20 protein-coding genes are annotated in these 20,454 nt (G+C 65.9%); 10 read left to right on the top strand and 10 right to left on the bottom strand.

The annotated features are described in order from the left end of the window. The first annotated feature begins 71 nt into the window (after window positions 1-71). Window positions 72-1,115: a ribonucleotide-diphosphate reductase subunit beta gene (locus B4A39_RS04670; RefSeq protein WP_292033817.1), complete on the top strand. Its 1,044-nt coding sequence runs from the start codon at window positions 72-74 to the stop codon at window positions 1,113-1,115. A gap of 87 nt (window positions 1,116-1,202) precedes the next feature. Here the strand turns inward: B4A39_RS04670 and B4A39_RS04665 are convergent, their stop codons facing one another. From B4A39_RS04665 to B4A39_RS04655, 3 genes are all read right to left on the bottom strand, one after another. Continuing rightward, window positions 1,203-1,685 carry a cell wall hydrolase gene (locus B4A39_RS04665; RefSeq protein ID WP_292033815.1) on the bottom strand — a complete coding sequence of 161 codons (483 nt, stop codon included), beginning with the start codon at window positions 1,683-1,685 and terminating at the stop codon, window positions 1,203-1,205. 98 nt (window positions 1,686-1,783) lie between these two features. Continuing rightward, a complete protein-coding gene (locus tag B4A39_RS04660; RefSeq protein ID WP_292033813.1) occupies window positions 1,784-3,280 on the bottom strand; it encodes a sensor histidine kinase in 1,497 nt (498 codons plus the stop codon). Then, a complete protein-coding gene (locus B4A39_RS04655) occupies window positions 3,277-4,005 on the bottom strand; it encodes a TVP38/TMEM64 family protein (protein WP_292033810.1) in 729 nt (242 codons plus the stop codon). Before B4A39_RS04655 ends, B4A39_RS04660 begins: the two co-directional genes overlap by 4 nt. Window positions 4,006-4,173: 168 nt before the next feature. Here B4A39_RS04655 and rpmH point away from each other — a divergent pair, with 168 nt between their 5' ends. Genes rpmH through B4A39_RS04630 form a run of 5 tightly spaced genes read left to right on the top strand, consistent with a single transcriptional unit; the run spans window position 4,174 to window position 8,291 of the window. After that, window positions 4,174-4,308 carry a 50S ribosomal protein L34 gene (gene rpmH, locus B4A39_RS04650; protein WP_003164000.1) on the top strand — a complete coding sequence of 45 codons (135 nt, stop codon included), beginning with the start codon at window positions 4,174-4,176 and terminating at the stop codon, window positions 4,306-4,308. Between the two features lie 32 nt (window positions 4,309-4,340). Continuing rightward, a complete protein-coding gene (gene rnpA / locus B4A39_RS04645; RefSeq protein WP_292033808.1) occupies window positions 4,341-4,769 on the top strand; it encodes a ribonuclease P protein component in 429 nt (142 codons plus the stop codon). Window positions 4,770-4,774: 5 nt separating this feature from the next. Then, window positions 4,775-6,571 (top strand): membrane protein insertase YidC, encoded by a 1,797-nt coding sequence (gene yidC, locus B4A39_RS04640; protein ID WP_292033802.1) that lies wholly within the window; start codon window positions 4,775-4,777, stop codon window positions 6,569-6,571. A gap of 4 nt (window positions 6,572-6,575) precedes the next feature. Next, entirely contained in the window at window positions 6,576-7,244 is a 669-nt protein-coding gene (gene yihA, locus B4A39_RS04635) for a ribosome biogenesis GTP-binding protein YihA/YsxC (protein ID WP_292033800.1), read from the top strand. A gap of 57 nt (window positions 7,245-7,301) precedes the next feature. Then, window positions 7,302-8,291 (top strand): LLM class flavin-dependent oxidoreductase, encoded by a 990-nt coding sequence (locus B4A39_RS04630; RefSeq protein ID WP_292033834.1) that lies wholly within the window; start codon window positions 7,302-7,304, stop codon window positions 8,289-8,291. A gap of 3 nt (window positions 8,292-8,294) precedes the next feature. Here the strand turns inward: B4A39_RS04630 and B4A39_RS04625 are convergent, their stop codons facing one another. From B4A39_RS04625 to B4A39_RS04610, 4 genes are read right to left on the bottom strand one after another with little or no spacing between them, the layout of a single operon-like run. Then, the gene (locus B4A39_RS04625; RefSeq protein WP_292033798.1) at window positions 8,295-8,804 is read right to left on the bottom strand and encodes a hypothetical protein; all 510 of its coding nucleotides are present in this window, start codon (window positions 8,802-8,804) and stop codon (window positions 8,295-8,297) included. Window positions 8,805-8,807: 3 nt separating this feature from the next. Continuing rightward, the gene (locus B4A39_RS04620; RefSeq protein ID WP_292033796.1) at window positions 8,808-9,956 is read right to left on the bottom strand and encodes a polysaccharide biosynthesis/export family protein; all 1,149 of its coding nucleotides are present in this window, start codon (window positions 9,954-9,956) and stop codon (window positions 8,808-8,810) included. A 29-nt stretch (window positions 9,957-9,985) separates the two neighbouring features. Next, window positions 9,986-11,257: a glycosyltransferase family 4 protein gene (locus tag B4A39_RS04615; protein WP_292033794.1), complete on the bottom strand. Its 1,272-nt coding sequence runs from the start codon at window positions 11,255-11,257 to the stop codon at window positions 9,986-9,988. After that, window positions 11,257-12,249, bottom strand: a complete 993-nt coding sequence (locus tag B4A39_RS04610) for a KpsF/GutQ family sugar-phosphate isomerase (RefSeq protein WP_292033792.1) — start codon at window positions 12,247-12,249, stop codon at window positions 11,257-11,259. Before B4A39_RS04610 ends, B4A39_RS04615 begins: the two co-directional genes overlap by 1 nt. A gap of 182 nt (window positions 12,250-12,431) precedes the next feature. Here B4A39_RS04610 and otsB point away from each other — a divergent pair, with 182 nt between their 5' ends. Genes otsB through B4A39_RS04595 form a run of 3 tightly spaced genes read left to right on the top strand, consistent with a single transcriptional unit; the run spans window position 12,432 to window position 16,401 of the window. Next, window positions 12,432-13,196, top strand: coding sequence for a trehalose-phosphatase (gene otsB / locus B4A39_RS04605; protein WP_292033789.1), 765 nt, complete (start codon window positions 12,432-12,434; stop codon window positions 13,194-13,196). Further along, window positions 13,193-14,980, top strand: coding sequence for a glycoside hydrolase family 15 protein (locus tag B4A39_RS04600; RefSeq protein ID WP_292033787.1), 1,788 nt, complete (start codon window positions 13,193-13,195; stop codon window positions 14,978-14,980). Before otsB ends, B4A39_RS04600 begins: the two co-directional genes overlap by 4 nt. Next, complete coding sequence (locus tag B4A39_RS04595) at window positions 14,977-16,401, top strand: alpha,alpha-trehalose-phosphate synthase (UDP-forming) (RefSeq protein ID WP_292033785.1); 1,425 nt, start codon at window positions 14,977-14,979, stop codon at window positions 16,399-16,401. The genes B4A39_RS04600 and B4A39_RS04595 overlap by 4 nt, the downstream gene beginning before the upstream one ends. On the opposite strand, the gene B4A39_RS04590 is transcribed toward B4A39_RS04595, so the two are convergent. Continuing rightward, on the bottom strand, window positions 16,398-17,009 hold the full coding sequence (locus B4A39_RS04590; protein ID WP_292033783.1) for a glutathione S-transferase family protein: 612 nt from the start codon (window positions 17,007-17,009) through the stop codon (window positions 16,398-16,400). The two genes, B4A39_RS04595 and B4A39_RS04590, sit on opposite strands and share 4 nt — an antisense overlap. A 111-nt stretch (window positions 17,010-17,120) precedes the next feature. On the opposite strand from B4A39_RS04590, the gene B4A39_RS04585 reads away from it, so the two are divergent. Next, the gene (locus B4A39_RS04585; RefSeq protein ID WP_292033781.1) at window positions 17,121-17,828 is read left to right on the top strand and encodes a helix-turn-helix transcriptional regulator; all 708 of its coding nucleotides are present in this window, start codon (window positions 17,121-17,123) and stop codon (window positions 17,826-17,828) included. A 79-nt stretch (window positions 17,829-17,907) separates the two neighbouring features. Here the strand turns inward: B4A39_RS04585 and B4A39_RS04580 are convergent, their stop codons facing one another. Then, window positions 17,908-19,110: an acetyl-CoA C-acyltransferase gene (locus tag B4A39_RS04580; RefSeq protein ID WP_292033779.1), complete on the bottom strand. Its 1,203-nt coding sequence runs from the start codon at window positions 19,108-19,110 to the stop codon at window positions 17,908-17,910. Between the two features lie 155 nt (window positions 19,111-19,265). Further along, the gene (locus B4A39_RS04575) at window positions 19,266-20,174 is read right to left on the bottom strand and encodes an SDR family NAD(P)-dependent oxidoreductase (RefSeq protein ID WP_292033777.1); all 909 of its coding nucleotides are present in this window, start codon (window positions 20,172-20,174) and stop codon (window positions 19,266-19,268) included. Window positions 20,175-20,454 lie beyond the last annotated feature (280 nt).

The following is a 20,454-nucleotide window of genomic DNA, read 5'->3' as shown; positions in this document are numbered from 1 at the left end:
CGACTTGGCGCCGGGACGCGTCGGACGCATGGTGAAACTCACTTCTCCCGGATTCGCTTCAGGTCATTTTGATGAACGCCCACTCCTCGATCATCCGTCCCGGAACGGCCGGACTGCTGACCCCCTCGGCTGCTTACAAGCCCTTCCGCTATCCGTGGGCCTTCGACATGTGGAAGAAGCAGCAGCAGGTCCACTGGATGCCCGAAGAGGTGCCGCTGGGCGAGGACGTCAAGGACTGGGCCGCCAACCTGACGGACAGCGAGCGCAACCTGCTGACGCAGATCTTCCGCTTCTTCACCCAGGCCGACATTGAGGTCCAGGACAACTACATGGAACGCTACGGCCGGGTGTTCAAACCGACCGAAGTGAAGATGATGCTGGCGTCCTTCGCCAATATGGAGACGATCCATATCGCGGCCTACGCCCTGCTGCTCGAAACCATCGGCATGCCCGAGAGCGAGTTCGGCGCCTTCATGGAATACGAGGCCATGCGCGACAAGCATGACTTCATGGGCCAGTTCGGGGTCGACACCGACGCCGACATCTGCCGGACGCTCGCCATGTTCGGCGGCTTCTCCGAAGGGCTTCAGCTGTTCGCCAGCTTCGCCATGCTGATGAACTTCCCGCGCCAGTCCAAGATGAAGGGCATGGGCCAGATCGTCAGCTGGTCGGTGCGCGACGAAAGCCTGCACTGCGAAGGCATCATCAAGCTCTATCACGCCTTCAACAAGGAGACGGGCGCCGTCACCAAGGCTGTGGCTGACGACATCGTCGACTGCTGCAAGACCGTGGTCGAGATGGAAGACAAATTCATCGACCTGGCTTTCGAAATGGGCCCGGTCCACGGCATGACGCCGGACGACATCAAGCAGTACATCCGCTTCATCGCCGACTGGCGCCTGCGCCAACTGCAACTGCCGGAAGTCTACGGCGTGACGGAAAATCCGCTGCCCTGGCTTCAGTCGTTGCTGTCGGGCGTCGAGCACGCCAACTTCTTCGAGGCGCGCGCCACCGAATACTCCAAGGCGGCGACGCAAGGTTCCTGGCACGGCGCTGACGGCGTCTGGGACAGCTTCGACGCCATGATGAAACGTCGCGAGACCGCCGAGGGCTGAGCCCAGCCATATGTCTGGTTATAGCGGCGCCGGTTGGTTCAGCCGTGCGCCGTTATCGCGCCGATGCATCCGCGCATGTCGTCGCTGTCATTTCGAAGGCTGACGTCCGGCGTTGCAGCGGGCCCTGTCTCCGCGTTCGCAGGCGGCCACTGTGGCCCGCCAGTCGGCCATCTGCCGCTCATAGTCGGCCTGGGCCTGGGCGGCGGTGTTGAGGTCGGACTTGTGGCGTATCCGGTCGGCCTCGGCAGCCTCCAGCTGTGACTGATAGGCGGCCTGGGCCTTGGCATGGGCCGCAGCATTGGCGCGATCCTCGTTTTCGGCCAGATCGTTCTGGGCCGCGATTTCCGCGTTCAGGGCTTGGGTGCGGCGCAGTTCGTCCGGATCCTGAGCCGCATCCGGGGCGCGGCGATAGCGCTCGCCCTGTCGAAGCAGCAGCTCCGCCACGGGATCGCTGGACGCCGCCTGAACCGCCTGTCCTGACTTGGGGGTCTGGGCTTCTGCGGGCATCACGAAGGCGCTGAGAGAGGCCGCGAGGAGGGCGGCGCTGCAAAGGCGAAAAGCATCGGTCATGGGCGTATCCTTGCCAGGCGATTAGATCGGATCGAAGCTTGGCTTTTCCGACTGTAGCCCGAACAAACGCTCAAGGTGGTAAATGGCTGCGCCGCGCATCAAGCGGGCAGACGCAACTCAAATGTCGTGCCTTCCGGACCCGTGTCCAGCAGACGCAGTTCGCCGCCGTGGTTGGCCGCCAACTCGCGCGAAATCGTCAGCCCCAGACCTGTGCCCTCAGACGCGCGGCCGCTGACAAAGGGTTCGAACAGGCGTCCGGCCAGGCGCTCGGGGATGCCGGGGCCGTCGTCGGTGATCTGTAGCGCCAGCACGCCGTCGCGGGTCTCGGCGCGAACGGTGATCCGGCCCTGCCCGCCTCCCGTGGGATCGCTCTCGATCGCCTGCCGGGCGTTGCGCATCAGATTGACCAATATGCGGTGCAGCTGGTCGTTGTCGGCGCTGACGGTGAAACGAGCGGGCAGGTCGCGCACCAGGCGCACGCCGTCCTCCTCCAGCCCCGCGTCCTCGGCGGCGACGGCGACGACCCGGGCCAGCAGCATCTTCTGCAACTGGGGCGCGGCCTCTTCGGACTTGCCATACTCCAACACATTGCGGGCCAGGGCGGCGGCGCGGCCCAGGGCGCGCTCCAGCCGGGGCAGGGCCTTGGCCACCAGGGGGTCAGAGGAGCTGGACAGGCGCTCGGACGCCATCTGGGCGGAGGTCAGCATGTTGCGCAGGTCGTGGTTGATCTTGGCCACCGCCTCGCCCAAGGCCACCAGACGGGCGCGCGAGCGCAGGGACTGACGCACTTCTTCCTGCATCCGGGCCAGTTCGCGCTCGACCCTGCCGATCTCGTCCTTGCGATCCGACGGCGTTTCGGCCGGGCTTTCGGCGTCGGCGGCGAAGCGCTCGATTGCGCGGGTCACCCGCCGAAGCGGCGCCAGAACCAGGAAGGACAGCGAGGCGTAGAGCAGTCCGCCGGCCACCACCGCGATCAGCAGAGACATGGTCAGGCTGTTCAACAGGAAGGATTTCAGCTCGATCTTCAGCGGCTGGGCCGGGGCCAGAATCTCGATGAAGTCTCCCGAGCGATAGCGTGGCTTGGCCTGCACTCGTAGCGAGCGGTCGGGGTGGCCGAACAGGGTCTTCCATGGGTCCAGCAGCCGGGCGCCGACATTGCGCTGGCGCAGGTCTATCAGTTCTGGCGCGCGCGGCAGGTTGGGGGCCTGCAGCAGCAGGCGGCGTACGCCCTGCTCGCCGACGACCACGGACTGGACCCCCCCGATGCTGAGCAGTTGCTCGGCGGTGGAATCCTCGACGGCGGAATAGGGCAGGGCTTCGACCCCGACGGAGGCCAGTTCGGCGGCCTGCAGCCGGTCCATCAGCCACCTTTCCTGGAAGGAGGCGGCGCTGGGGACGATGATCAGGGCGGCGACGGCCAGGGTGAAGGCCACGGTCAGAAGCAGCAGGCGGCTGGAGAGGCCGTCGGGCGCGCGTGGGGTGAGGCGCTCGCGCCAGACGTCAGGCAGGCGCGCGTCATGCAGTCGTGCGGTCAGGCCCGTCTCGTCGTGGGGGCGTATGGGCAGTCGCGTTTCGATCGCGTTCCGTTCCGTCATGCGGCGTCCATGCCGTGCCGAGCTCGCCATTTCTGCACTAATTTGAGCGAGAGGGGCAGCAGCATCGACAGGAAGGCCACGCCCAGCAGCGGCCACATGAACTCGGCGAACAGGCTTTGCAGGTTCGGATTGGGATCATCGACCAGAATGTCGTTCAGCCCCGCCCCGATCCAGCAATAGATGATGTGGGCGGGCAGCAGGCCGATGAAGGTGGCGATCATGTAGGGTCGCAGGGGCGCCGCCATGACGCCCGCCGCCACATTGATCAGGTGGAAGGGCACCGACACGACCAGGCGCGCCACCAGCACATACCAGAAGGTGTTCCTGTCCACGCCCTCGCAGACCTTCTTCAGCAGGCCGGTGTCCTGGGCTGCGCGCCTGCGCAGGGATTCTCCCAGAGCCGTGCGACCGACATAGTAGACGGCCAGGGCGCCGATGGTGGCGGCGAAGGCCGTGGCCACGCCCCCGACCCAGGGGCCGAACAGGTAGCCGGCGGTCACGGTGATGAAGACCACGCCGGGCACCACGCTGGCGGTCAGCAGGGCGAAGACCAGCATCAGGGCCAGAAGCATCAGAAAGTAATGTTCGTCCGCGAGAGCCTGGAACGCCGCGCCGTGCTCGCGCAGGGTGTCCAGCGACAGGTAGCGGTTCCAGCCCATGCCGAAGATCAGGGCGATCGCCGCCAGCAGGACGGCAAGGGGCAGAAAACGTTTGACCCGGTTCATCCCTGCTCCGTAACCGACGCGGCTCAGCTTCTCTAGAGATTTCAGGCCGGCTGCGGGCTTGAGGATCGGCTGTTGGCGTTGACTCGTCCGTCGTCGCCGCTTATACGCCCGCCTCCTGCAGCGGATGACTGTTGTCCGTTGTGCAACCCTGTAGCCCTGGAGCCGAACGTGAAGCGGACCTATCAGCCGTCGCGACTCGTGCGCAAGCGCCGTCACGGCTTCCGTTCGCGGATGGCCACCAAGAACGGTCAAAAGATTGTTGCGCGTCGCCGCGCCAAAGGCCGTAAGCGCCTGACGGCCTGACGTCACGCGCCCATTACCCTTTGGGCGGGCGCATGACCGATCCGATGAAAATCGATCGCCTGACACGGCGGCCCCAGTTTCTGGCGGCCGCCAAAGGTGTTTCTCAGGCTCGCGGCGCCGTGGTGGTCCAGCAACTGGATCGTCAGGACGGCCTGACCGCGATCCGCCTGGGTTTCACCGCGACGCGCAAGGTGGGCGGGGCAGTGGTGCGCAACCGTTGCAAACGCCGCCTGCGTGAAGCCGCGCGGCTTCTGGCGCCCCTGCACGGGCGTCCTGGCTGCGACTATGTGTTCATCGCCCGCATGGGCACGGCGGACCGCGATTGGGACCGTCTGCTTGACGATGTGAAATCGGCCCTTACAAGGCTCGCAACCCCGCGCGCGGCTCCCGATATGGGAGATGAGGTGAAATCACCCGCCCGCGCCTCTGACGATTCGCGCCCCTCCGGCCAGGACCGCTGACCCCGATGCAGAACGAGAATTCGCGCAACACCATCATTTTCTTCGTGTGCGCGGCCCTGATCATGGGCGTGTACTACTTCATGGTGATGCGCCCGCAGGCCGAGATGCGCCGCCAGCAACAGGTCGCCGCCGCCGAGGAGAAGGCGGCCAGCACGCTCGACGCCAGCCTGACCTCCGGCTCGGCCGCGCCGGCCGCCTTTGTCGCTGACCGCGCCAAGGCCCTGGGCACGGCGGCTCGCGTGCCGATCCAGACGTCCAAGCTCAAGGGCTCGCTGTCGCTGCAGGGCGCGCGCATCGACGACCTCTACCTGACCAACTACAAAGAGACGCTGGACAAGAATTCGCCACCGGTGGAGCTGTTCCGTCCGCAGGGCATGGAACACGCCTACTTCGCCCAGTTCGGCTGGAGCGGCCCCAACGTGCCCGGCGGCGTTCCCGGCCCGAACACCGTGTGGAGCCTGACCAAGGGCGCGACCCTGACCCCGACTACGCCGGTCGAGCTGACCTGGGACAATGGTCAGGGCCTGCGCTTCACGCGCGTCATCGCCATCGACACCCAATACGTCTTCACCGTCAGCGACACCGTCGCCAACCTGAGCGGCCAGCCGATCACGATCGCGCCCTATGGCCGCGTCGAGCGCCAGGGCGTGCCGGCCGATCTGGGCAAGCAGATGATCCTGCACGAAGGCGCCATCGGCACTTTCGGTTCAGACGGGAAGTTCACGACGGAACAGGTCAAGTACAAGGACTGGGCCAAGAAGCCGCGCATCGAGAACCAGTCGACCGGCGGCTGGCTGGGCATCACCGACAAGTACTGGATGGCCGCGCTCATTCCGGACCAGAAGGAAAAGATCGAGGGTCGTTTCGCCGTCCGCGACGCCGAGGGTCTGAATGTCCACGAAGCCGCCATGCTGGGCGCAACCCGCACCATCCAGCCCGGTCGCCAGATCGAGGAGACCCAGCGTCTGTTCGCTGGCGTCAAGCGTAACGAGATCCTGGCCGGTTACGAGAAGAGCCTGGGCCTGCCGCGCTTCATCTACGCCATCGACTGGGGCCACCTCTTCTTCCTGACACGCCCGATCTTCATGATCGTGGAGTTCTTCTACGGCCTCCTGGGCAACTTCGGTCTGGCCATCCTGGCCCTGACGGTGGTGGTCAAGCTGGTCATGTTCCCGCTGGCCAACAAGTCCTACGAGAGCCTCTCCAAGATGCGGACCCTCCAGCCCAAGATGGAGGAGATCAAAAAGAAATTTAAGGACGATCCGCAGAAGCAGCAGCAGGAGACGATGGCCCTGTATCAGCGGGAGAAGATCAATCCGCTGGCGGGTTGCCTGCCCATCCTGGTGCAGATCCCGGTCTTCTACGCCCTGTACAAGGTGCTGTTCGTCACCATCGAGATGCGTCACGCGCCCTTCTTCGGCTGGATCCGCGACCTGTCGGCGCGCGACCCCTCGACGATCTGGAACCTGTTCGGCGCCATTCCCTGGGATCCCTCGACCCTGCCTCTGGTCGGCAGCCTGCTGAACGGTCCGTTGCATCTCGGCGTCCTGCCGATCGTCTATGGTCTGACCATGTGGCTGCAGCAGTCGATGAACCCGCCGGCGCAGGATCCGATGCAGCGTCAGATCTTCGCCTTCCTGCCCTTCATCTTCACCTTCATTATGGCCCCGTTCGCGGCTGGCCTGCTGATCTACTGGGCCTGGAACAACATTCTCTCGATCGCGCAGCAGTACGTCATCATGCACCGCTTCAAGGCCGAGAACCCGATCGACACTTTCTTCGCCCGCTTCAAGAAGGCCTGATCCGTTGGAGCAACCGTCGGACGAGCCCAAGGTCGGAGAATACTCGGACGCAGAGATCGAGGCGGCACGCGTGCTGTTCTCGCGGCAGGCGACCTTTGTGCTGGGCTGCGCTAAGATCGAACAACTGCCCGATCCCGATCTGCCCGAAATCTCGTTCGCGGGTCGCTCGAACGTTGGCAAGTCCAGCCTGATCAACGCTCTGGTCGGCATGCACAAGCTGGCGCGGGCCTCGAACGAGCCGGGGCGCACGCGCGAGGTCAACTTTTTCGATCTGGACGGCCGGCTGCGCCTGGTCGACCTGCCGGGCTACGGCTGGGCCAAGGCGTCCAAGACCACGGTCAAGAAGTTCCAGGACCTGGGCCGCGATTATCTGCGCGGCCGGGTGACGCTTAAGCGGGTCTATCTGCTGATCGACGCACGCCACGGCCTGAAGAAGGTCGATGACGAGGCGCTGGACGCGCTCGATCTGGCCGCCGTCAGCTATCAGATCGTCCTGACCAAGGCCGACAAGCTGAAGAAGGGCGAGGCGGAAAAGGTCCAGGCGGCGACGCTGAAAGCCATTTCCAAGCGCCCCGCCGCCTACCCGGCGGTGCTGGTCACCTCGTCCGAGAAGGGCACGGGCATGCCGGAGTTGCGCGCCGAGATCATGCGGACGACCGGCGTCGAAATCTGAGCCGAACAATCGGCCGGTCGGTATGGCGCCGCTGACTTGGGCGCCCATATCGGTCGGATGATCCCGCTTTCCATTCTCGACCTCGCTCCGGTGCCCGAGGGCTCCGATGTCTCACAGTCGCTGGCCAACACGCTCGACCTGGCGCGCCACGCTGAACGGCTAGGCTACAGACGCTTCTGGTTGGCCGAGCACCACAACATGCCGGGCATCGCCAGCGCCGCGACCTCGGTGGTCATTGGCGCTGTAGCGGCGGCGACGGAGACCATTCGCGTCGGCGCCGGCGGCGTCATGCTGCCCAATCATGCGCCTCTGGTCATCGCCGAACAGTTCGGCACGCTGAACGCCCTGCACCCCGGCCGTATCGACCTGGGCCTGGGCCGCGCGCCCGGTTCGGACCAAGCCACGGCGCGGGCCTTGCGCCGCACGCTTCAGGGGGACGTGGACGCCTTCCCGCAGGATGTGATGGAACTGATGCAGTGGTTCGCGCCGGCGACGCCTGATCAGCGCATCATCGCCAACCCCGGCGAAGGGCAAAACGTACCGATCTGGATTTTGGGGTCCTCGACCTACGGGGCGCAACTGGCGGCCCATCTGGGCCTTCCCTACGCCTTCGCCAGCCATTTCGCGCCCGGCGAGATGATGCGGGCGCTGGACATCTATCGCGAGACCTTCCGTCCCTCGGCCTATCTGGACAAGCCTTACGTCATGCTGGGCTACAACGTATTCGCGGCGGATACGGACGAAGCGGCGCGTCTGTTGTTCACCTCGGTCCAGCAGGCGTTCGTCAACCTGAGGACGGGGCGTCCCGGCAAGCTGCCCGCGCCTGTCGAAGGCTATTATGAGAGACTGGACGGCGCCGCGCGCGGCATGATCGACGCGGCCCTGGCCTGCTCTGCTGTGGGCTCGCTTGAAACCGTCCGAGCAACCACTGAGGCCTTCATCGCCAAGACCGGGGCCGACGAACTGATGGTCACAAGCCAGATCTGGGATCCGACGGCGCGCGTGCGGTCGATTGAGCTCTTGGCGCAGGCGGCCGGCCAGGCCTGATTTTCACTCCGGTGGGAGTGAGGGCGGCGGCCTTGTATCTGACAGGTCATAGCCGCCGTCCTCGTCCAGGCGACGCCAGGCGTCGCCCAGCCGGATGGCGTCGGCCAGATCCTGATGGGAAATCACTGTCTGCTCGGCCAGGCGTTGGCGTAGACCGAGGCAGGCCGCCAGTATCGCCGACGCCTGTCGCACGACGGCGATGTCTGAGGACGCGCCCAGGGCCTCATGGGCGGCGTAGCGCCATTGCATCCCGTCCGGGCCGTCGATCAGCGCCCATTTTTCGGCGGGGCTCAGGTGTTCGCCGAGCGGCTCCCAAGGACCGCCTTCCGCAGGACGACGATAGTGACCTGCCTTCTGAGGCAGGCCATGACGTCCATAGACCTGTCTGGCCGAGGCCTCGATGGCCTGTAGCAGCGACAGCAGAGCGGGGAGCGACGGCGCCGCTTCAGACTGTTCCAGCGTCAACTCACTGGACGAGGCCTCCGAGCGACGGCGTCCGAAGCGGCCCAGCATGGTTTAGTCGACGTTGATCGTGCTGGTGACGGAAACGTCGTAGATCACGCGGGTCACGCTCTGCACGAACTCGAAGAACTTGCGAGCTTCCGCGGCGCCGGATCGGGGCGCGTAGATGACGTCGTCAGGCTCGATCTGGAAGTTGCTGGCGATGAAGAAGCCAGAGCCTTCGTTGAGGTTGAGCCGGTAGACCACCGGGACGCCGCGTGGGGTGGCGGGTTGCTGAATGCCCAGAGCCTGAGCGACTTCCGGGCGCTCGAAGCGGAAAACGAGCACCGACTTGGCGTCGGCAAGGTTGGAATCCAGTCCGCCGACGCCGCTCAGCGCTTCCGCCAAGGTCAGTGGCCCCGGCGGAAGGTCTGTCCGGGCCACGGCGTTGAAGGCTCCGAAGGAACTGAACCGACGCGGCTGGTAGACCAGATTGACCTGATCGCCCCGCTGAAGCCGGACGTTCTCGTTGAACTCGGTCGTCACGATCGACATCGGCGCCGCATAGGTCTGACCGCCGCGTTGAATGCGAACGGTGACGTCGTAAACGGAACGCGACGATCCGCCGGCGGCGGCGATGACGTCCAGGATGCGGTCGCTGTTGGCGGCCAGCGGCTGTCGGCCAGGGCTGCGAACTTCCCCCAGAATGGTGACGGTGTTCGAGCTGTTGGCCGCGAGGGTGACGAGGACCTGGGGATTGCCGACCTTGCCGATCAGCGCGCGCCGAATGGCGGCCGAGGCCTGGCCAGGGGTCAAACCCTGCACCGGCACGGCGCCGGCGAAGGGCACCGCGATTGCTCCGCTGCGATCCACCACCATGGGCGGCAGGGATTGGTTGCCCGACTGGACGTCTCCACCCGAGCTGCGTCCGCCGAACAGGCTGCCGCTGGGTTCGTATATGGCGACGGCCAGTGTGTCGCCGATGCCGATGATGTCGGTCGGGGCGTCGCTGGACGCCAGCGCCAAGGTTGTAAAGGATCGCGACGGCGCCGCCTTCAACCGCTCACTGAGCGCGAAGTCGAGATCGATCAAGGCGTAGTCGCCCTGGCGTTCAGCGGTGCTCGCCTGCTTGACCACGCCGGAGCCGGACGGTCCGTCGCGAGGCAGCGTCGAGCAGCCGGCGACGAGAGCAAGAATCATCAGACTGGCGGCGGTACGGGTCATTGCAGCTCTGCTTCAGTTACGCCTGATGCTTACCCGGCTGTGGCTGTCGCCGCCAGTGGGGGCAGCAGATGATCCTCGATCGACTGGAAATGGCTCTTCCAGGTGGGGGCCGAGTAGGCGGGCGCGACGGGGCGGAGCCGGGTGGCCGCCTCCAGCGCCGCCATCCAACCCAGACCGTCCAGAGGATCAATCAGGGTGGCTTGCGGCACCATTTCGCGGTGCGCGGGAATGTCTGATGCGATCAGTGGCACGCCGAGCGCGGAAGCCTCGACCGCTGGCAGGTCAAAACCCTCGACGGAGGAGGGGGCCAGGACCGCCTGGGCCCCGTTCATGAGATCGGCCAGGGCGGTGTCGGGCAGGTTCTCCGCCTGATGCACCAGTCCCTGCAGATTGGGCGAGCGCTGCAGGTGATCGAGCACCGCCTCGTTTTCCCAGCCGTAGCGCCCGATCAGCACCAGTCGGGGGGCCTGATCGCCCATCTTCTCATGCAGGCGGCGCCAGATGGTCAGCAGGAAGGCGAGATTCTTGCGCGCCTCGATCGTGCCGACGTGGACGAAATAGGGACGCCGGGCCCCGTTGGGCTGGCCACGCTGGAAAATCGGCTCGAGGCCGAGATGGGCGACGTCGATCGGCGGAGAGGGCATGTTCTCTCGATCCGCAAAGGCTAGCAGTTCGTCGGCGGTGTACTGGGAATTGACCACGATGCGCGACGCGTGGCGCAATGCGGTCAGCACGCGGCGTCGATGCTTGGCCCCATCGCCGGGCCGGCAGAACTCAGGATGAGTGATGGGGATGAGGTCGTGCAGCATGACCACCCGGTCGATCCCCCGCGCGCCAAGGCTGGTCAGGATTTCCGGCGTGTTCAGGCTGGTGTGGCCCACGTTGAAATAGAGCTGGGCGGGGGGCGGAGCCGCGACCCGACGCGATCGAAAATACTGTTTCCAGACACGGGCCTTCTTGCCTGGACGCGGTTCATCCGGGGCGGGCGCCTGGCCGATCACCGAGGTCGTGGGCTGGGTCGCTTCCAACGCCGCGAACAGACGGCGCTCGTTGGCGTTCAGGGCGCGATGGGAAGCGTCGCCGGTCCAGCGCTGTCTCAGCTCGGTCATGCACTCCCGGAACCAGCGCGAATCGACGGCGGCCAGTTGGTCGTGCCGGGATCTGACGGGCACCATGCGATAGTCGGGATGATCCATCAGCCATTCGGCGTAGGCCAGGCAGACGCGATCGACGCCTGTGGGAGCGCTACGATCGGTGCGGCTGAGAAGACGACTGGCGTCGAACAGAATGTCCTGGGTCATCAGGAGACGTAGCCAGCCTGCATGAGTTCAGCGACGTGGATGATAGCCACGGGGCGATTGTGCTCGACCACGAAGAGGTTGGCGATCTTGTTGGAGCTCAGAAGGTCGACCACGTCGCTCATGCGGGCGTCAGGGTCCACGGTGATGGGGGTGCGGCTCATGATGTCTTCGGCGCTGACAGCGGCGATGTCATTGGAGAAGGCGCGGCGGATGTCGCCGTCGGTGATCATCCCCGCCAGCGATCCATCGGAATGCAGTACCGCGACGGCGCCCTTACGTCCGGCGCTGACGGCCGAAACCACGTCGCTGAAGCTGGCGTCCAGCGGCACGCTGGCTGGCTTGGCGGCGTTATCGCCCATCCATTCGCGCACGCTCTGCAGGCTCATGCCCAAGGCGCCGCCGGGATGATGCAGGCCGAAATCTTCACGGGTGAATCCGCGCCGATCCATCAGCACCATGGCCAAGGCGTCGCCAATCGCCAGAGTCATCAGGGTGGAGGTGGTCGGCGCGAGGCCGTTGGGGCAGGCCTCGGCCACGGTAGGCATGGTCAGGCTGACGGCGGAGTGACGGCCTAGGAAGCTGCCGGCCCGCTGGGTGATGCCGATGACCGGAATATCGTTGCGCTGGCAGTAGAGTAGCGGATCACGCAGTTCGCGGCTTTCGCCCGAGTTGGAGATCGCCAGCAGGGTGGTGTCGGGGCGCAGCATGCCCAGGTCGCCGTGGCTCATCTCCGCCGGGTGGACGAAGAAGGAGTTGGTGCCGGTCGAGGCCAGGGTGGCGGCGATCTTGCCGCCGATGTGGCCTGACTTTCCCATTCCGGTCACGACCAGATAGCCGGGCCGCGACAGGATGATATCGCAGGCGCGGGCGATCGAGACGTCGATGGAGCGCTCCAGCGCCTCCAGCGCCTCGATGTTCAGTCGCACGACCTCGCGCGCTCGGTCGGTCATCGCGGCGATCTGTTCCGGCGACGAGTGGACGGTATCGGGCATCGGCAGGCTCCTGAGCGCCGGACCGCTGCAGCGGTTCTTCGTGGCGTATGGCGAATTGCCCCATCTGGATTGTTCGCACAATGGCGAGGTTGCGGCGGAAATGTCGCCGGTCGAGACAACCTTACGGGCTTCCATGCGTTGTGAGCAGTCTCGACATCAGTGGAAAAACGAGTCCGGACCTTATGCCGTCTGCATCCGGGGCTATAGCCTCACGCCTGCCCAAGCCGCCCGCCACCCTAAAAGCACCCGCACTGTTTCTGGACCTGGACGGTGTGCTCGCCCCCTTGGCGCCGACGCCTGACGCCGTGAAACCCGACCCGCGACGCACGGACGTTCTGACTCGTCTGACAGAACGCCTGCAGGGCCGCGTGGCTATCGTCAGCGGTCGCACACTGGGTGAAATCGACCGGATCAGCGATGGTGCGGCGAGGGCCGCCTCCGGCGTGCACGGCCTGCAAAGGCGGCGAGGCGACGGCTCATTCGCCAATCGGGCGCCTGATCCGGCTGTGCGACGAGCCGTGGCGGCCTTTGACGCTTTCGCCGCCGAACGTCCGGGCGTGCTGGTGGAAGACAAGGAGTTGGCGGCAGGTTTGCACTACCGTCAGGCGCCCAGCGTGTCGGGTGAGGCTATCGCGCTGGCCGCATCTCTGGCGCAGGAAACCGGTCTGGCGTTGCAGCCCGGCTCGATGGTCCTGGAGCTGAAGACCCCGGGAACGGACAAGGGCGTCGCCGTCAGCGCCTTCATGGCCGAGGCGCCCTTCATCGGCGCGACGCCTGTCATGGTCGGGGATGACCTGACGGACGAGCATGGCTTTGAGGCCGCCGAGAGGCTGGGCGGCTTCGGCGTTCTGGTGGGGGCCGACCGGCCGACCGCTGCTCGTTACCGGCTGGATGACGTCACCGCCGTTCTCGACTGGCTTGATCAGATTGAAGGAGGCCCGGCATGAGCCGCCCCAACCTCGACCTCGCGCCCATAGGCAATTGCTCGGTCAGCGCGTTGATTGACCGCGAGGGTCGCTTCGTCTGGGCTTGCGCGCCTCGTGTCGACGGCGACCCGGTCTTTTCGGCCCTGATGGACGGCGAAGCCCCCGAGCATGGTTTCTGGTCTATCGAGCTGGAAGGGCAGGCGTCGGTCGAGCAGGCCTATATCCGTAATACGGCTGTCCTGCGAACGGTGTTGACGGACGAAAGGGGGGCGTCAGTTGAAGTGCTGGATTTCGCGCCGCGCCACCTGAAGCATTCCCGCATCTATCGCCCTATCGCCTTTGCGCGGGTGGTTCGGCCCTTGTCGGGAGCGCCGCGGATCACGGTACGTTTGCGTCCTTCGGCGGACTGGGGCGCGCGTCGGGCGGAACAGACCTCGGGCTCCAACCATATCCGCTATCTTTGCACCGACGTGACGCTGCGGCTGACCACCAACTGCCCGGTGACCCATGTCCAGAACGAGCGGACCTTCCGGCTGGAGGGGGAACTGGCCTTCTTCCTCGGCCCGGACGAGGGATATGACCAATCGGTCATGGCCGGGGTGTCGGCGGCGCTGGAGCAGACCATCCAGCACTGGAAGCTGTGGACCCGCACCCTCTATGTGCCGCTGGACTGGCAGGAAGCTGTGATCCGCGCCGCCATCACCCTGAAGCTTTGCGTCTATGAGGAGACCGGGGCCATCGTCGCCGCCATGACCACCTCTGTTCCCGAGTTCCCGGAAAGCGGGCGCAACTGGGACTATCGCTTCTGCTGGGTGCGGGACGCTTACTACACGGTGCGGGCGCTGAACCGGCTGGGCGCGGTGGACATCCTCGAGAACTATCTCGGCTATCTGCGCAATCTGGTGGACGACGCCCAGGGCGGCCATGTCCAACCTGTCTATGGCGTGGGGCTGGAAGCCGACATCGGCGAGCGCATTGTCGACAGCGTTGAGGGCTACCGCGGCATGAAGCCGGTCCGCGTCGGCAATCAGGCGCACGAACACCTGCAGCACGACGTCTACGGCCAGATCGTCCTGCCGCTGGTTCAGGCCTTCTTTGACGAGCGGATGCTGCGGCCGGGCACGGTGGACGACTTTCATGCTTTGGAGAAGGTCGGCGACCGCGCCTTCTCCATGCATGATCAGACCGACGCCGGTCTGTGGGAGTTCCGCACCATCGCTCGGGTCCACACCTATTCCTCGGTCATGTGCTGGGCTGCCTGCGACCGTCTGGCCAAGGCGGCGCGGCATCTGGGCCTGACCGAGCGCGGCGAGCTGTGGGACGAGCGGGCCCGCCTGATCCGGGCGCGAATCGAGGCGGAGGCCTATCTGCCGGACGAAGGGCGGTTCGCCGCCAGCTTCGGCGGAACGGAGCTGGACGCGTCGCTCTTGCAGATGACCGATCTCGGCTTCCTCGACGCCCGTGACCCGCGTCAGGTCAAGACCTTCGAGGCGGTCGAGCGGGACCTGAAGAAGGGGCCCTACCTGTTCCGCTACATCCACCCCGACGACTTCGGCGAGCCGGAGACGGCTTTCAACTTCTGCACCTTCTGGTTCATCGAAGCCCTGCATCTGAACGGCCGAACGGAAGAGGCGCGGGTCATCTTCGACGAGATGCTGAGCCGCCGAACCCATGCGGGTCTGCTCAGCGAGGATATCTCGCTTCAGGACGGCGAACTGTGGGGCAACTATCCGCAGACCTATTCACTTGTCGGCATCATCAACTGCGCGGTCCTGCTCAGCCGCTCGTGGCAGGATGCACGATGAGCCGGCTGATTGTTGTCTCGAACCGGGTATCGGCGCCCAGGGATCCGGCTGCAGGTTCGGCGGGCGGTCTGGCCATGGCCCTGTCGGCGGCGCTGCGCAAATATGATGGTCTGTGGTTTGGCTGGTCGGGTGAGACGGTCGAGCAGTTCACCGGGGAACTGAACATCGAAGACCGGGCAGGGGTCACTGTCGCCACCGTTGATCTGGAGCCGCAGGACGTCGACGAATACTACAACGGCTACGCCAACAAGACCCTGTGGCCGCTCTTTCACCACCGGGTCGACCTGACCGCCTATGAGCGGTCCTACGGCGAGGGCTATGAGCGCACCAACCGCCGCTTCGCCGAAGTGCTGCAGCCGCTGATCCAACCCGACGACATCATCTGGATCCACGACTACCACATGATCCCGATGGCGCGGGACCTGCGCCGTCTGGGGGTGAAGAACCGGATCGGCTTCTTCCTGCACACGCCCTGGCCGGCGCGTCAGCTGCTGGTCACCCTGCCGCATCATCGGCGGCTGGTGGAGGCGATGTTCCACTTCGACCTGATCGGCTTCCACACGGATGAATGGCTCGGCCTGTTCGAGCGCTACGTCGAGGTCGAGGCGCGGGGGCGCGTTTCGTCGGACCACGTCCTCGAGGCGTTCGGCCGCCGGGTGCAATGCGGCGTCTTCCCCATCGGCATCGATGTGGACGGCTTCCTGGAGGCGAGGGATTCCGTCCTGGGTCGCAAGACCTACGACCGGATGGCGGCCTCGGCGGCCTTCCGCTCGATGATCGTCGGCGTCGACCGGCTGGATTACTCCAAGGGCCTGGAGCAGCGGATGCTGGGCTTTGAGCAGTTCCTTGAGGATAACCCAGCCATGCGGGGCGAGGTCTTCCTGTTGCAGGTGACGCCGATCTCGCGCGACGATGTCGATACCTATCAGGACATTCGAGGACGGCTGGACGCTCTGGCCGGGCGCATCAACGGCGCCTACGCTGACATGGACTGGCAGCCGATCCGCTATCTGAATCGCACCTTCCGACGGGATCAGTTGGCCGGCCTCTATCGCGCGGCCAAGGTCGGTCTGGTCACGCCTTTGCGCGACGGCATGAATCTGGTGGCCAAGGAGTATGTGGCGGCCCAGAATCCGGAAGACCCCGGCGTACTGATCCTGTCGCGTTTCGCAGGAGCCGCCGAGCAGATGGGCGAGGCCTTGCTGGTCAATCCCTTCAGCCGTGAGGAGTTGTCGGAAGCCGTCAAGACCGCTCTGACCATGCCGCTTGAGGAACGCATCCGCAAATGGAAGGCGCTCATGCAGGTCGTGCAGGACACCGATGTCAGCGTTTGGCGGGACAGCTACGTCGGCGCGCTCAAACAGGTCGCGATCCGCGCCGACGACGACAGGGTCGCCGACGCGGTGGCCCCAGCTGCCTAGCTGGCCTGGGCCAACTGCGGCGGCGCGCCGTCCCGGGCGATGGCGCGGGCATGGGCGGGGCGGGCCGCCAGCCGCGCGACGTAGGCGTCCAGGACCGGGCTTTCCGGCAGGTGTTCGCGCGCCCAGGCGACGGTGCTGCCGATCAGGACGTCCGCGACGGTGAAATGGTCGCCCATCAGCCAGGGACCTTCCCATAGGGCCTCCAGCAGCCGGGTGACGGCGGCGTCGTAGCGAGACTGCGCGTACGGATCGGCTTCGACCGCGCCCGTGATCTTGTTCCACAGCGACGGCTCCAGCTCGCCCGTGGCCCAGAACATCCAGGTTAGCAGCGGCCCGCGCTGCGGCGAATCCGGCGGGAAACCAAGGCCCGCCGCGGGGTGCAGACCCGTCAGATAGAGAGCCACCGCCGCCGACTCGGTGATCAGGGCGCCTTCGTGCAGCAGGGCCGGGACCTTGCCGTCGGGATGCGGGTTCTTCGGATCGGCGGCGCCCGCGCCGTCCATGCGGCGGATGTCGCAATACTCGATGCGGCAGTCGGCCCCGAGTTCCTCGATCAGCCAGACCAGACGCGAGGAACGGGACCAGGGGGCGTGGAACAGGGTCAGCATCGATAATCCTCCCAGATATCGCGCCGCGACGGAGCGTCAGCGGCAGTCCGTATTGACTACTGCCACCCTGCTGCCACCATGCTGTCAGCAGTCTTCGGCCAGGGTGGGGATATGAGACGCGCCGACCGACTGTTCCAGATTATCCAGGTCCTGCGCCGGACCTCGCGTCCGGTGACGGCCGACGCCATCGCGGCCGAGCTGGAGACCTCCAAACGCACCATCTATCGCGACATCGCCGCCCTGCTGGGGCAGCGGGTGCCGATCCGGGGCGAGGCGGGGCTGGGCTATGTGCTGGACGGCGGTTTCGATCTGCCGCCACTGATGCTGACTTCGGATGAGATCGAGGCGGCGGTGCTGGGCGCACAGTGGGTGGCGACGCGTGGCGATCCGGCCCTGGCGCGAGCCGCGCGCGACCTGACCGCCAAGATCGCCGCTATCGTCCCCGAACGTCTGCGGCCGGTGGTGACGGAGCCCTCGGTGGCCACGCCGCCGCCGTGGGAGCAGAAGATCGAGACGGTGGACCTGGCCCAGGTGCGGGTCTGGATCCACGCCGGTCGCAAGCTGCGGCTCTCTTACGCCGACGAGCAGGAACGCGAGACGACGCGCGTCATCTGGCCCTTCCTGATCGGCTATCATGAGCGGGCGCGGCTGCTGCTGGCTTGGTGCGAGACGCGCGAGGACTTCCGCAGCTTCCGCGCCGACCGGGTAGTCGACGCGGAGTTTCTGGACGACCGCTATCCCGGCCGACCCGCCGTCCTGCGCCAGCGTTGGTTCGCAGCGATGGAGGCGCGGCGGGCCGCCGAGTGCGGACCTCAGTAGATCTCGATCAGGCCCGCAGTCCCCGCTAAAACCGCAGCGCGGTTTCAGCCACTTTTCATGATGGGCGCGGCTGACCGGCTTAGTAGATTTCGAACAGACCTGCCGCGCCCATGCCGCCGCCGATGCACATGGTGACGACGCCGTACTTGGCCCCGCGCCGCTTGCCCTCGATCAGGACGTGGCCGGCCATACGCGCGCCCGACATGCCGTAGGGGTGGCCGATGGAGACGGCGCCGCCCGAGACGTTGAGGCGGTCGTTGGGGATGCCCAGCTTGTCGCGGCAATAGAGGACCTGCACCGCAAAGGCTTCGTTCAGCTCCCAAATGCCGATGTCGTCCATGGTCAGACCGTGGCGTTTCAGGAGCTTGGGCACGGCGAAGACCGGGCCGATGCCCATTTCGTCGGGCTCGCACCCTGCGACCGCCATGCCGCGATAAGCGCCGAGCGGCTGGAGGTTGCGTTTCACCGCCTCGCCCGCCTCCATGATGACGCTGGCAGAGGCTCCGTCGGACAACTGGGAGGCGTTGCCGGCGGTGATGAACTCGCCCTGCTGGATTTCCTCGCCGCCGCCGAAGACGGGCTTCAGAGATTGCAGGCCCTCCAGGGTGGTGTCCGGGCGATTGCCCTCGTCCTTGGCCAGGGTGACTTCCTGCGACGAAGTCTGGCCGGTGGTCTTGTCCATGACCAGCATCCTGGTGGTCATCGGCACGATCTCGGCGTCGAAGCGGCCTTCGGCCTGAGCCTGGGCCGTGCGCTGCTGTGATTGCAGGGCGTACTCGTCCTGGGCGTCGCGGCTGATGTTGTAGCGGCGAGCGACGACCTCAGCGGTCTCCAGCATCGACATGTAGATATGGGGCGACAGCGTCAGCAGCGCCTCGTCCTTCATCCGATACAGGTTCATGTGCTGGTTCTGGACGAGGGAGATGCTCTCCAGGCCGCCGCCGATCGCCATCTTCTGCTGGTCGAAGACGACCTGCTTGGCCGCCGTGGCGATCCCCATCAGGCCTGAGGCGCACTGACGATCAAGGCTCATGCCCGGTGCCGAAGAGGGCAGGCCCGCCGCCAGCGCCACTTGACGCGCCACATTGGTGCCGGTCGAGCCTTGCTGAAGGGCCGCGCCCATGACGACGTCCTCGATTTCGGCCGGATCGACGCCCGCTCGGGTGACCGCGTGCCTGACGGCATGGGCTCCCAGTTGCTGCGCCTGGGTATCGTTGAAGGCTCCGCGATAGGCCCGACCGATCGGGGTGCGGGCGGTGGAGACGATGACGGCTTCACGCATCGAGAAGTTCTCTCTGTTCTGGGGCGCTATCGCTCGCTGGTTGAGCGCGTTTCCTGCCTGAATACAGGATAGGCGCCTCACGTGGCGTCAACGCAAGGCGCCTTCTGAGAAGTGAGCGAGGGCTCAAGCGACGAGGCGCCGCGCGTCAGGTCTCCTCAAGACCCATGATGCTTCTGGGCCTTGGTCAGTTCGATCATGCCCTGCGCGGCGCCCATGTCCGGCACGATTTCGTTTTCGCGGTCGGAGATGGCGTCGAAGCGGGCGGCGACCTGCTCCGCGGCGTCCGCACCGACGATGAAGTCGCCCTGCGTCAGGGTGACGTAGGCGCGTTCGAAGCCGCCGGCGCCGGCGGCCAGGATGGCGCGCGTAGGGGCGTCGCGGCTGACCAGATGCAACAGACCCGGCGTCACCAGATCCGGCCCGAGGGCCTCCAGCGGCAGGGCTGCGCCGAGATCCTCCGTCATGCGGGTGTGAGCGGTCGGGGCCAGGGCGTTGACGCGGATGTCGTTCTTGGCCCCCTCGATCGCCAGGGTCTGCATCAGGCCGACCAGGGCCATCTTGGCCGCACCATAATTGGCCTGACCGAAGTTGCCGAACAGACCCGACGAGGACGTGGTCATGACGATGCGGCCATAGTTCTGGGCCCGCATGATGTCCCACACCGCCTTGGTGCAATGGACCGCGCCCATCAGGTGGACGTCCATGACCAGTTGGAAGTCGGCCAGTTCCATCTTGGCGAACGACTTGTCGCGCAGGATGCCCGCGTTGTTGACCAGGATGTCGACCCGCCTCCAGCGGGCCATGACCTCGGCGACCATGGCCTCCACCGCAGCCGCATCGGTGACGGAAGCTGCATTGGCCATGGCCTCGCCGCCCGCGGCGACGATCTCCGCGACCACCGCCTCGGCCGCAGTGGCGGAACAACCGGATCCGTCGCGGGCGCCGCCAAGGTCATTGACCACCACGCTGGCGCCCCGCGCCGCCAGCGCCAGGGCGTGCTCGCGGCCCAGGCCGCCCCCGGCACCCGTCACAATCGCAACCTGTCCGTCGAACCTGAGCGTCATTGTTTCCGCCTCCGTTGTGTTTCAAAATGGTCCTAGCAGGGCTCGGTCAGGGAAAAAACGGCCGTTTGTGTTGAAATGGCGCCACACCTGTCGCAATCTTGCGGAAGATGGCGGAACCTGAGCGATCCCATGTCGTTCGGCTCCCTGAGCGCTACCGTCTTAAGCGGGGCATTCGGATCAACTTGAGTGTGAGGACACAATGAAGCTCAAACTTCTCGCCAGTGTCGCCGCGGCCGGACTGTTCGCTGCCGGCGCTGCGTCGGCTGAGCCGGACGGCTGG

It is taken from the genome of Brevundimonas sp. UBA4553 (assembly GCF_002387245.1).
Lineage (GTDB): Bacteria > Pseudomonadota > Alphaproteobacteria > Caulobacterales > Caulobacteraceae > Brevundimonas.
This window is presented reverse-complemented; position numbering and strand designations above follow the sequence as displayed.

Coding starts and splice junctions, on each gene's coding strand:
- B4A39_RS04590 (WP_292033783.1), bottom strand. CDS start 17,009: ATGCTGACCCTGTTCCACGCCCCCTGGTCCCGTTCCTCGCGTCTGGTC.
- B4A39_RS04655 (WP_292033810.1), bottom strand. CDS start 4,005: ATGAACCGGGTCAAACGTTTTCTGCCCCTTGCCGTCCTGCTGGCGGCG.
- B4A39_RS04585 (WP_292033781.1), top strand. CDS start 17,121: ATGAGACGCGCCGACCGACTGTTCCAGATTATCCAGGTCCTGCGCCGG.
- B4A39_RS04610 (WP_292033792.1), bottom strand. CDS start 12,249: ATGCCCGATACCGTCCACTCGTCGCCGGAACAGATCGCCGCGATGACC.
- B4A39_RS04630 (WP_292033834.1), top strand. CDS start 7,302: ATGATCCCGCTTTCCATTCTCGACCTCGCTCCGGTGCCCGAGGGCTCC.
- B4A39_RS04665 (WP_292033815.1), bottom strand. CDS start 1,685: ATGACCGATGCTTTTCGCCTTTGCAGCGCCGCCCTCCTCGCGGCCTCT.
- B4A39_RS04660 (WP_292033813.1), bottom strand. CDS start 3,280: ATGACGGAACGGAACGCGATCGAAACGCGACTGCCCATACGCCCCCAC.
- yidC (WP_292033802.1), top strand. CDS start 4,775: ATGCAGAACGAGAATTCGCGCAACACCATCATTTTCTTCGTGTGCGCG.
- rnpA (WP_292033808.1), top strand. CDS start 4,341: ATGACCGATCCGATGAAAATCGATCGCCTGACACGGCGGCCCCAGTTT.
- B4A39_RS04670 (WP_292033817.1), top strand. CDS start 72: ATGAACGCCCACTCCTCGATCATCCGTCCCGGAACGGCCGGACTGCTG.
- B4A39_RS04580 (WP_292033779.1), bottom strand. CDS start 19,110: ATGCGTGAAGCCGTCATCGTCTCCACCGCCCGCACCCCGATCGGTCGG.
- B4A39_RS04620 (WP_292033796.1), bottom strand. CDS start 9,956: ATGACCCGTACCGCCGCCAGTCTGATGATTCTTGCTCTCGTCGCCGGC.
- B4A39_RS04595 (WP_292033785.1), top strand. CDS start 14,977: ATGAGCCGGCTGATTGTTGTCTCGAACCGGGTATCGGCGCCCAGGGAT.
- otsB (WP_292033789.1), top strand. CDS start 12,432: ATGCCGTCTGCATCCGGGGCTATAGCCTCACGCCTGCCCAAGCCGCCC.
- B4A39_RS04625 (WP_292033798.1), bottom strand. CDS start 8,804: ATGCTGGGCCGCTTCGGACGCCGTCGCTCGGAGGCCTCGTCCAGTGAG.
- B4A39_RS04615 (WP_292033794.1), bottom strand. CDS start 11,257: ATGACCCAGGACATTCTGTTCGACGCCAGTCGTCTTCTCAGCCGCACC.
- B4A39_RS04575 (WP_292033777.1), bottom strand. CDS start 20,174: ATGACGCTCAGGTTCGACGGACAGGTTGCGATTGTGACGGGTGCCGGG.
- B4A39_RS04600 (WP_292033787.1), top strand. CDS start 13,193: ATGAGCCGCCCCAACCTCGACCTCGCGCCCATAGGCAATTGCTCGGTC.